This is a genomic window from Streptomyces sp. NPDC044002 (genome assembly GCF_056434525.1).
The window spans coordinates 61,533-72,336 of sequence record NZ_JBWKEZ010000046.1 but is presented as its reverse complement, the minus strand read 5'-3'; the positions used below and the strand labels follow the sequence as shown (position 1 = coordinate 72,336).

Annotated in this window: 7 protein-coding genes; 2 read left to right on the top strand and 5 right to left on the bottom strand. The window is 72.0% G+C overall.

Annotated elements, in window-relative coordinates; translation table 11 throughout:
- Positions 1–153: 153 nt before the first annotated feature.
- From AC07A6_RS28860 to AC07A6_RS28845, 4 genes are all read right to left on the bottom strand, one after another.
- Entirely contained in the window at positions 154–1,380 is a 1,227-nt protein-coding gene (locus AC07A6_RS28860) for a branched-chain amino acid ABC transporter substrate-binding protein (RefSeq protein ID WP_362463204.1), read from the bottom strand.
- A gap of 923 nt (positions 1,381–2,303) precedes the next feature.
- Positions 2,304–2,735: a hypothetical protein gene (locus tag AC07A6_RS28855; protein WP_478779086.1), complete on the bottom strand. Its 432-nt coding sequence runs from the start codon at positions 2,733–2,735 to the stop codon at positions 2,304–2,306.
- 56 nt (positions 2,736–2,791) lie between these two features.
- Complete coding sequence (locus AC07A6_RS28850) at positions 2,792–3,256, bottom strand: PaaI family thioesterase (RefSeq protein ID WP_007263506.1); 465 nt, start codon at positions 3,254–3,256, stop codon at positions 2,792–2,794.
- Between the two features lie 51 nt (positions 3,257–3,307).
- Positions 3,308–5,602 (bottom strand): FdhF/YdeP family oxidoreductase, encoded by a 2,295-nt coding sequence (locus tag AC07A6_RS28845; protein WP_478779085.1) that lies wholly within the window; start codon positions 5,600–5,602, stop codon positions 3,308–3,310.
- Between the two features lie 162 nt (positions 5,603–5,764).
- Between AC07A6_RS28845 and polA the strand changes: the two genes are divergently transcribed.
- Positions 5,765–8,485 (top strand): DNA polymerase I, encoded by a 2,721-nt coding sequence (polA, locus tag AC07A6_RS28840; protein WP_386273179.1) that lies wholly within the window; start codon positions 5,765–5,767, stop codon positions 8,483–8,485.
- 42 nt (positions 8,486–8,527) lie between these two features.
- On the opposite strand, the gene AC07A6_RS28835 is transcribed toward polA, so the two are convergent.
- Entirely contained in the window at positions 8,528–9,388 is an 861-nt protein-coding gene (locus tag AC07A6_RS28835; protein WP_478779084.1) for a DUF4184 family protein, read from the bottom strand.
- Between the two features lie 146 nt (positions 9,389–9,534).
- Here AC07A6_RS28835 and AC07A6_RS28830 point away from each other — a divergent pair, with 146 nt between their 5' ends.
- Positions 9,535–10,788 (top strand): lytic transglycosylase domain-containing protein, encoded by a 1,254-nt coding sequence (locus tag AC07A6_RS28830; RefSeq protein ID WP_478779083.1) that lies wholly within the window; start codon positions 9,535–9,537, stop codon positions 10,786–10,788.
- The last annotated feature ends 16 nt before the right edge of the window (positions 10,789–10,804 follow it).

Sequence of the window (10,804 nt, the reverse complement as noted above, 5' to 3'; positions counted from 1 at the left end):
CTCGAGGGAGCGGGCGTGAACCGGGTGGGGGCGATGTTTCATCAGCCGAGTTCCTTCCGGTTTTTTCGGGGGTGTGACCAGCCTGGGGGTTTTTCTCCCCCCCCCCCCCCCGGCAGGTGAGGGGTGAGGGCTAGGGGGTCAGCCGGTGGGAGGTCAGCCGGCCAGGGTGCCGGACTCGACGGTCTTGAAGTCGTCGCCCTCGACCTTGTAGACGGTGAGCTGCTTGTTGGTGGCGTCACCGAACTCGTCGAAGGAGACCTTGCCGGTCACGCCTTCGAAGTTGACGCCCTGGACGGCCTCGAGGACCTTGGCGCGGGCGTCGGAGGGGAGCTTGCCGTTGTTGGCCTCGACGACCTTCTTGACGGCTTCGATGACGGCCCAGGCGGAGTCGTACGAGTAGCCGCCGTAGGCGGAGTAGTCGTCCTTGTAGCCGGCCTTCTTGTAGTTGTCGACGAACTCCTTGGCGGAGGCCAGGCTCTCGACGGGGGCGCCGACGGAGGTGCAGAGGTCGCCCTGGGCGCTTTCGCCGGCGAGCTCGACGTACTTCTTGTCCTTCATGCCGTCGCCGCCGACGAGCGGGATGTTGGTGCCGGAGGCCTTGATCTGCTTGCTGAGCGGGCCGGCCGCGGGGTACTCGCCGCCGTAGTAGACGACGTCGGCGCCCGAGGACTTCACCTGGGTGACGATGGCCGAGAAGTCCTTGGACTCGGGGTCGATGTGGCCCTCGCCGGCGACCTGGCCGCCGAGCTTGGTGAACTCGCCCTTGAAGGTTCCGGCGAGGCCGGCGCCGTAGGTCTTCTTGTCGTCGATGATGAAGACCTTCTTCTTGCCCGCCTTGTTGAAGAGGTACTGCGCCGCGTACGGGCCCTGGATGGCGTCCGTGGTGGCGGTGCGGAAGTAGCTCTTGTAGGTGCGGACCTTCTGGCCCTCGGCCCACTTGGGGCCCTGGGTCAGGGAGGGGCTGGTGTTGGCCGGGGAGATCTGGGCCAGCTTCGCGTCGTCGAAGACCTTCTGCATGGCTTCGGAGACGGAGGAGTTGAGCGGGCCGACGACGCCGAGGACTTCCTTGTCGGCGGTGAGCTTGGTGGCGTTCTGCTGGCCGGAGGAGGCCTGCGCCTGGTCGTCGAGGGCCTGGATCTTGAAGGTGATGCCCTTGACGTACTTCTTCTCGTTGGCCTGCTTGGCGGCGAGGTCCGCGGAGTTCTTGATGCCGAGGCCGAGGGCGGAGAGGTCGCCCGTCAGCGGGGCGTCGACGCCGATGACGACGGTGGTGCCACCGTCTCCGGATCCGCCCTTGTCGTCGCGCGAGCCGCAGGCGGTGAGAGTGAGAGCGCCCGCGGCGAGGGCGGCGGTCACGGCGATGAGCTGACGAGAACGCACGATCAGTCCTTTCCTGGCGCCGCGTCCCCCGTGGGACGCGTCGAGTCGAACGCGGGGAACCGAACTGAAGAAAATCCGGCGGTCGCGGTAACTGGCCGTGACTCTAGGCGGCTCATCGGCGGTTATGGAGGGCTGAGGCCAATGATGTGACTCTCTTGTTATGCCACGGCGTAATACATAGCGGTTCACGGCGGGTGGAACGGGGGAATTCAGGCCGGTTCGTCTTGTCCGCATCCTGAGACGAGGCAGGACCATTCGGCGGTTTGGGTCCTGACAGGCCAGGACTCTGGGGGTTTTTGCTCATGACGGCCCCGCGGGGTCCGCGTCTCGGGCTTCGGGACAGGACCTGGTCAGCGCCACGGAAAGATCCCTGGCATATCGGTCACCGGGGATGTAACTGTGATCCTCTTTCTGGAATCCATTACTCAGGGTCACTTCCAGGAATGGGAGACCAGAATTCCGTGCTACATGCACGCAGTCTTTTGCGTGAATGAGGACGAGGAGCTCGCGGACTTCCCCCGCCCGGACCGTGGCCGGAAGGGATGGCCGGATCGTCACCCCGAGCGCCTGCGAGGGCTGGCCGATCCGCTCGACCGTGACGGCGGGCCCGACCGCCGTCCGCACACGCACAGTGAAGGCGAACGCGGCGCCGTCCGGGGCCGGCTCCACCGGATCCGCGTACGTGAGGGAGAGGGCCTGGGAGGGGGCGGGCGGGGGCACGGGGCGGGGCGGCTCGGGCCGCGTGGCGTATATGCGGGCGGCGGCCGCGGTCAGTACGGCGACCGACGCGACGGTCAGCACGGCCCTGCGGTGACGGGCGTAGCGGGAGCGGATCCAGTCCGCGCCGGGCGTACGGGGATCCCTGCGCGGCCCCTGTCCGCCCTCGGTGCCCTCCCCGGGCTCCACCGGGCCGATGCCGGCGCTCACTGCCAGGGCCCGCCGGTGGGGGTGCCCGAGCGGTGGCGCTCGGCACAGCGGGCTTCCGCGTCCCGGGCGGCGCTCTCGCGGGCGGCGGCGGTGCCCCCGGTGCGCTGTTCGGCGCGGGCGGCTTCGAGGACGGCGCGCAGGATCTCGTTCTGGTCGCCGGACAGGCCCATGGACTGGTAGTCGAGGCCGGTGGCGTCCTCGCCCTCTCCCGCGTCGAGGACGACCTGCGCCCAGTGGGTGACGAGGGCGGCGCACAGGGCCTGGGGCGGGGTGGTGCGGGGTGCGGGGGCGGTGCGGGGTGCGCGGGTGGGGCCGGCGCAGCCCGACAGGAGGGCGGCGCTCAGGGTGGCTGCGGTGAGGCCGGCGGCGAGGAGCGCCGTCGCCCCGCGTGCGGCCGTGGCGCCGCGCGGCGCCGGTCCGGATCCCATGCGGGAACGCTAGACCGGCGCCGGGGGCGGCACAACGGCGCGTACCGGACGGGGTGTTAAGAGTCCGTGTCGCGCAGCAGGCAGGTGAGGCGGGCGGTGCAGACGCGGCGGTCCTGCTCGTCGGTGATGACGATCTCGTAGGTGGCCGTGGAGCGGCCGCGGTGGACGGGGGTGGCGGTGCCGGTGACGTGGCCGTCGCGGACGCCGCGGTGGTGGGTGCAGTTGAGGTCGACGCCGACGGCGATCTTCTTGCTGCCGCCGTGCATCATGGCGCCGACGGAGCCGAGGGTCTCGGCGAGCACGGCGGAGGCGCCGCCGTGCAGGAGTCCGTAGGGCTGGGTGTTGCCCTTGACGGGCATGGTGGCGACGACGCGTTCGGCGGAGGCTTCCAGGATCTGGATCTCCATGCGCTGCCCGAGGGCGCCCGCCGAGAAGAGGGCGGGCAGGTCTATGCCCAGGGCGGCGTACTCGTCCAGGACTTCCTGGGGGAACTTCACCGCGTGCTGCTGCTCGTCGGCCATGGGCCTGCTCCGTTCGTCAACGATCGTTAACCGGTGTCCGGTCTCGTTCTATCAGGCCGGTTCGAAGCGGACGACGACGGACTTGCTGGCGGGGGTGTTGCTGGTGTCGGCGGTGGAGTCCAGGGGGACCAGGACGTTCGTCTCCGGGTAGTAGGCGGCGGCGCAGCCGCGCGCGGTGGGGTAGTGGACGACGCGGAAGCCGGGGGCGCGGCGTTCGACGCCGTCCTTCCACTCGCCGACGAGGTCGGTGTAGGAGCCGTCGGCGAGGCCGAGCTCGGCGGCGTCCTGGGGGTTGACCATGACGATGCGGCGGCCGCCGGTGATGCCGCGGTAGCGGTCGTCGAGGCCGTAGATGGTGGTGTTGTACTGGTCGTGGCTGCGCAGGGTCTGCAGCAGGAGCCGGCCGGCGGGCACCTTCGGGTACTCGACGGGCGCGGCGGTGAAGTTGGCCTTGCCGGTCCTGGTGGGGAAGCGGCGTTCGTCGCGGGGGCCGTGGGGGAGCCGGAAGCCCTCCGGGCGGGCGGCGCGGGCGTTGAAGTCCTCGAAGCCGGGGACGACGCGGGCGATGCGGTCGCGGATGGCCGCGTAGTCGTTCTCGAACTCCTCCCAGGGGGTCCTGGAGACGGTGCCGAGGACGGCGCGGGCCATGCGGGCGACGATGGCCGGTTCGGACAGCAGGTGCGGGGAGGCGGGGGCGAGGTTGCCGCGGGAGGCGTGGACCATGCCCATGGAGTCCTCGACGGTGACGAACTGGCGGCCGCTCTTCTGGACGTCCTTGTCGGTGCGGCCGAGGGTGGGCAGGATCAGGGCGCGTCGGCCGGTGACCGCGTGGGAGCGGTTGAGCTTGGTGGAGACGTGGACGGTGAGGGAGGCGCGGCGGATCGCGGCCTCGGTGACCTCGGTGTCGGGGGTGGCGCCGACGAAGTTGCCGCCCATGGCGAAGAGGACCTTGGCCCTGCCGTCGCGGAGGGCCTCGATGGAGCGGACCACGTCGTAGCCGTGGGCGCGGGGCGAGGTGATGCCGAATTCCTTGTCGAGGGCGTCGAGGAAGGCGGGGGCGGGGCGTTCGAAGATCCCCATGGTGCGGTCGCCCTGGACGTTGGAGTGGCCGCGGACGGGGCAGACGCCGGCGCCGGGGCGGCCGATGTTGCCGCGGAGCAGGAGGAGGTTGACGACCTCGCGGATGGTGGCGACGGAGTGCTTGTGCTGGGTGAGGCCCATGGCCCAGCAGATGATGGTGCGCTTCGAGGCCAGGACCATGGCCAGGGCGCGTTCGATCTCGGGGCGGGTCAGGCCGGTGGCGGTGAGGGTCTCGTCCCAGTCCGCGTCCTTCGCGGCCGCGGCGAAGGCTTCGTAGCCGTGGGTGTGCTCGCGGATGAAGTCCTCGTCGAGGGCGCCCTCGCCCGCGCCGGAGGCGCTTTCGGACGCTTCGATGACGAGCTTGTTGAGGAGGCGGAAGAGGGCCTGGTCGCCGCCGATGCGGATCTGCAGGAAGAGGTCGTTGAGGGCGGTGCCCTTGAGCATGCCGAGCGGGGTCTGGGGGTTCTTGAACCGCTCCATGCCGGCCTCGGGCAGCGGGTTCACCGAGATGATCTTCGCGCCGGCTTCCTTGGCCTTCTCCAGCGCGGAGAGCATGCGGGGGTGGTTGGTGCCCGGGTTCTGCCCGGCGACGATGATCAGATCGGCGCGGTGGAGGTCTTCGAGGGAGACGCTTCCCTTGCCGATGCCGATGGTCTCGCTCAGTGCGGAGCCGGAGGACTCGTGGCACATGTTGGAGCAGTCCGGCAGGTTGTTGGTGCCGAATTCGCGGGCGAACAGCTGGAAGAGGAACGCGGCCTCGTTGCTGGTGCGGCCGGAGGTGTAGAAGAGGGCCTCGTCGGGTGAGGACAGGGCCCCGAGCTCCTCGGCGATGATCGCGAAGGCCTTCTTCCAGCTGACGGGCTCGTACCGGTCGGCGCCTTCGGGCAGGTACATCGGCTGGGTGATGCGGCCCTGCTGGCCGAGCCAGTAGCCGCTGCGGGCGGCGAGCTCGGGGACCGGGTGGGCGGCGAAGAAGTCCGGGGTGACGCGGCGCAGCGTGGCCTCTTCGGCGACGGCCTTGGCGCCGTTCTCGCAGAACTCGGCGGTGTGCCGCTTGTCGCCCTCGGGCCAGGCGCAGCCAGGGCAGTCGAAGCCGTCCTTCTGGTTGACCTTGAGGAGGGTCCGCGCGGTGCGGGCCAGGCCCATCTGCTCGTTCGCGATCTTCAGGGTGTGCGCGATGGCGGGGAGCCCCGCGGCGGCGTGCTGGGGCGGGGTGACGTGGGGTGCGTCCTGTACCGGGTCACCTGTGGGCGGCTTGGTCGCCATCGCGCTCTCCTTCGAGCGTACGTACGGGTGCAGCAGGTCCTGCCGCGTCTTCCGATCCTTGCACGGCCGCGGAGGGGGTGGGGAGGGCGGACCGTCCCAGCCCGCGGCCCGCAGCGGGCGCCCGCGCCGGAATTGTCAGCGGGGAGCCCTAGGATCGGGGGCGTGGCAGAGACAGCATCGAAGAAGACCGACCAGCCGACCGCAGCGGACCGCCCCCGCCTGATGCTCATGGACGGGCACTCCCTGGCCTACCGGGCGTTCTTCGCGCTGCCCGCGGAGAACTTCACCACGGCCACGGGCCAGCCGACCAATGCCATCTACGGCTTCGCGTCGATGCTGGCGAACACGCTGCGTGACGAGGCGCCCACGCACTTCGCGGTGGCGTTCGACGTGTCCCGCAAGACGTGGCGCACGACGGAGTTCCCCGAGTACAAGGCGAACCGTTCGAAGACCCCGGACGAGTTCAAGGGGCAGGTGGAGCTGATCGGCGAGCTGCTCGACGCGATGAAGGTGCCGCGGTTCGCGGTGGACGGCTTCGAGGCCGACGACGTGATCGCCACGCTGGCGACGCAGGCGGAGGCCCTCGGTTTCGACGTCCTGATCGTCACGGGCGACCGCGACTCCTTCCAGCTGGTCTCCGAGCACACGACGGTGCTGTACCCGACGAAGGGCGTCTCCGAGCTGACCCGGTTCACGCCGGAGAAGGTCGAGGAGAAGTACGGGCTGACCCCGCAGCAGTACCCGGACTTCGCGGCGCTGCGCGGTGACCCGTCGGACAACCTGCCGGGCATCCCGGGCGTCGGCGAGAAGACCGCCGCGAAGTGGATCACCCAGTTCGGGTCGTTCGCGGAGCTGGTGGAGCGGGCCGACGAGGTCAAGGGCAAGGCCGGGCAGAACTTCCGCGACCACCTGGAGGCCGTGAAGCTCAACCGGGTCCTGACCGAGATGGTCAAGGACGTGGAGCTGCCCAAGACCCCGGCCGACCTGGCCCGCGCCCCGTACGACCGCTCCGCCGTCACCGGCGTACTGGACGTGCTGGAGATCCGCAACGCCTCCCTGCGCGAGCGGCTGCTGGCCGTGGACCCGGGCGCGGCCGAGGCGGAGGCCCCCGCCCCGGCGGCGGGCGTGGAGCTCGACGGGTCGGTGCTGGGCGCGGGCGAGCTCGCGCCCTGGCTCCAGGAGCACGCGGGCGGCCCGCTGGGCGTGTCCACCGTCGACAGCTGGATGCTCGGCACGGGCAACGTCAGCGAGATCGCGCTGGCCTCGGCGGGCGGCGCGGCCGCCTGGTTCGAGCCGTCCGCGCTCGACGAGGCCGACGACCGGGCCTTCGCCGCGTGGGCCGCCGACGCGGCGCGCCCCAAGGTCGTGCACAACGCCAAGGGCCTGATGCGGGTCTTCCCCGAGCACGGCTGGACCCTGGCCGGCGTCACCATGGACACCGCGCTCGCCGCCTACCTGGTCAAGCCGGGCCGGCGCTCCTTCGCCCTGGACGTGCTGTCCGTCGAGTACCTGGGCCGCGAGCTCCAGCCCCCGGCCGCCGACGGCCAGCTCGCCTTCGGCGCCGACGACACCGCCGAGGCCGACGCGCTGATGGCGCAGGCCCGCGCGGTCCTGGACCTCGGCGACGCGTTCACGGCGAAGCTGCCCGAGGTCGGCGCGGTCGAGCTGCTCCACGAGATGGAGCTGCCCACCTCCGAGCTGCTGGCCCGGCTGGAGCGGGCCGGCATCGCCGCCGACCGCGACCACATGGAGGGCATGGAGCAGCAGTTCGCGGGCGCCGTGCAGCAGGCGGTCAAGGAGGCGCACGCGGCGGTCGGCCACGAGTTCAACCTCGGCTCGCCCAAGCAGCTCCAGGAGGTGTTCTTCGGCGAGCTGGACCTGCCCAAGACGAAGAAGACGAAGACCGGCTACACCACGGACGCGGACGCGCTGGCCTGGCTGGCCACGCAGACCGACCACGAACTGCCGGTGATCATGCTGCGGCACCGGGAGCAGGCCAAGCTGCGGGTGACCGTCGAGGGCCTGGTCAAGTCGATCGCCGCCGACGGCCGGGTGCACACCAGCTTCAGCCAGACCACCGCGGCCACCGGCCGGCTCTCCTCCACCGACCCCAACCTGCAGAACGTGCCGGTGCGCACCGACGAGGGCCGTGCCATCCGCCGCGGCTTCGTCGTCGGCGAGGGCTACGAGTCCCTGATGACCGCCGACTACAGCCAGATCGAGCTGCGCGTGATGGCCCACCTCTCCGAGGACGAGGGCCTGATCGAGGCGTTCCTGTCCGGCGAGGACCTGCACACCACCGTCGCCTCGCAGGTGTTCGGCGTGGAGCGGTCCCAGGTCGACGCCGAGATGCGCCGCAAGATCAAGGCCATGTCGTACGGCCTGGCGTACGGGCTGTCCGCCTTCGGTCTGGCGCAGCAGCTGAACATCGAGCCGGCCGAGGCGCGCGGGCTGATGGAGACCTTCTTCGAGCGGTTCGGCGGGGTCCGCGACTACCTCCAGCGCGTGGTGGACGAGGCCCGCGCGACCGGCTACACGGCGACGGTCTTCGGCCGCCGCCGCTACCTGCCGGACCTGAACAGCGACAACCGCCAGCGCCGTGAGGCCGCCGAGCGGATGGCGCTGAACGCCCCGATCCAGGGCACCGCCGCCGACATCGTCAAGGTGGCCATGCTGCGCGTGGACCAGGCCATCGCCGGGGCCGGGCTGAAGTCGCGGATGCTGCTCCAGGTCCACGACGAAATCGTCCTGGAGATCGCCCCCGGCGAGCGGGAGCGGGTCGAGGAGCTGGTGCGCCGCGAGATGGGCGCGGCCGTCGAGCTGCGGGCCCCGCTGGACGTGTCGGTGGGCGTCGGCGGCGACTGGGAGTCCGCCGCGCACTGATCCCCGTACGCGTGGTGTCCCGACGCCCGTCCCCCGCCCGCCTCAGGCGGTGGGGACGGGCGTCCGCGTTTCCGGGGCCGGGCGGCGGGGCCGGTCCCCGTCGCGGCGCCGGCGCAGCCGTACGAGGACCCCGTACAGCAGCAGGCCGACCGCGAGGCCGCCGCCCGCGCCGAAGCAGACGGTCGGGATGATGTCGAGCGGGGTGCGGATCCGGTCGTAGAAGGTGTAGAAGCGGATCACCCGCAGGGTGATCCCGACGGCCGCGCAGCCTGCGATCAGGGCGGCGGCGCCCCACCGCTCACCGCGGCCGAGGACGGGCACGGAGGCGGGAGCCGGGCGGGCCGGCAGCCGCCGCAGGCCGGTCACGGTGAACCAGAGCAGTACGCAGGCGGCCACGGCCGAGGAGCCGTACTGGAGGTAGGAGTAGAGGGGCAGGCCGAAGGCGATCGGGTCACCCAGCTGCGGCAGCGCGTTCGTCCCCCAGCGGTCCAGGTGCGTGAAGCTGTCCCACACCACGTGGGTGAGGGAGCCGGCCACCGCCGACAGGTAGAACCACAGGGCGAGCGCGGCCGCCGGGCGTCCCCGCCAGTCCTCGCCCCGGACGAAGGCGTGCACCCGGCCCCGGCCGTTCCGCGGCAGGAGCGCGATGAGCGGCTCGCGCAGCAGCAGCCAGCACGCCGCGAGGAGCGCGGTCAAGGCGGCGTCCACGGTGGCCACCCCGAGCAGGGAGTGCGCGAAGTGCCCGTAGCCCATCACGCCGTTCACGACCGCGTCGGCGAAGTAGAAGGTGTCCGGGGCGAACGACCCGAGGACGAGCGCCGAGGCCACCAGCGGCCCCCGGGCGTGCCCGGCCCGGCGTATGGCCGGAAGCACGGCGGCCGCGTGGCTGATAGTGAACGGCACGGGATCTCCTCGGGGGCTGGGGGTCCGCACAGTATGCGTGAGCTGCGAGGGAACGTGGGGATGTGGTGAATTTCCGCGGCGCATCACGTGTCCTGTGAAGGGAGCTGACGTAGGGTCACGCGGACGTCTAGGGGAGGGGACCCGTCATGTCGGCACGGATATTCGGACGCGGCCTGCGCAGGGGCGCGGCCGCGGCTCTGGTCTCGGCTCTGGTGGCCGCCGCCATGACGGCGTCACAGGCCCCCGCGGGCGCCGACGAGGACCGCGTGGTGGCGGCCGGCGAGGAGGCCGCCGGGCAGCCGGCCCCGGGCGCCGGCGGGGACTCCGCCTACTTCACCGAACTGCCGCCCCTCGTAAGCCCCCAGCCACCCGCGGTGGTCCTGCCGGACGGGCAGTCGGGTGCCCCGGTGCAGCCGGAGGCCGCGCCCGTGCCGTCGCCGGCCGCGGTGCCGGCGGCGGACCGGCCGGTGGTGGAGGGCGCGCAGGGGATACCGGCGAGCGTGCTCACGGCGTACCGCGCGGCCGAGCAGCGGGTGGCGGCGGACGACCCCGGCTGCGGGCTGCGCTGGCAGCTGCTCGCGGCGATCGGCAAGGTCGAGTCGGGGCAGGCGCGCGGCGGGCAGGTGGACGCCGCCGGGACCACCCTGCGGCCCATCCTGGGCCCGGTGCTCGACGGGAACGGCTTCGCGAACATCTCCGACACCGACCGCGGGGCCTTCGACGGCGACGCCCGCTACGACCGGGCCGTCGGGCCGATGCAGTTCATCCCGTCGACCTGGGCGGCCTGGGGCCAGGACGCGAACGGCGACGGGCGGCGCGACCCGAACAACGTCCACGACGCCGCGCTGGCGGCCGGCCGCTACCTGTGCGCGGGCAACCGCGACCTGCGGACGGGGGCCGGCCTGGACCGGGCCGTGCTGTCGTACAACCAGTCGGGGGAGTACCTGAGGACGGTGCGGTCCTGGTTCGCGTACTACCTCCAGGGCACGCACGAGGTCCCGGACGCGGGCGGCAGCGGCGCGGGCGCGGGTGCCCCGGCGGGGCCCCGGCCGTCGGACCCGAAGCCGAGCCCGACGCCGACACCGTCCCCGAAGCCCACGCCGACCCCGACCCCGACCCCGACGCCGACTCCGACGCCGAGTCCGTCGACGAAGCCGACGCCGAAGCCGTCCCCGACGCCGACTCCGACGCCGACTCCGTCCACGAAGCCGACGCCGACGCCCACTCCGTCCACCAAGCCGACCTCGACGCCGTCGCCGACGCCCACTCCGACGCCCACCCCCACGCCCAGTTCCTCTCCCAGCTCCTCTCCCAGCGCCGCCCCCACCCCGGCGGCCTCCGCGAAGACGGCTCCGTCGTCCGCCCCGAGCGCCACGCCGACCCCCGCGACGACCGGCTGAAGACCCCGCCCCGCAG

Coding starts and splice junctions, on each gene's coding strand:
- AC07A6_RS28855 (WP_478779086.1), bottom strand. CDS start 2,735: ATGGGATCCGGACCGGCGCCGCGCGGCGCCACGGCCGCACGCGGGGCG.
- AC07A6_RS28850 (WP_007263506.1), bottom strand. CDS start 3,256: ATGGCCGACGAGCAGCAGCACGCGGTGAAGTTCCCCCAGGAAGTCCTG.
- AC07A6_RS28845 (WP_478779085.1), bottom strand. CDS start 5,602: ATGGCGACCAAGCCGCCCACAGGTGACCCGGTACAGGACGCACCCCAC.
- AC07A6_RS28830 (WP_478779083.1), top strand. CDS start 9,535: ATGTCGGCACGGATATTCGGACGCGGCCTGCGCAGGGGCGCGGCCGCG.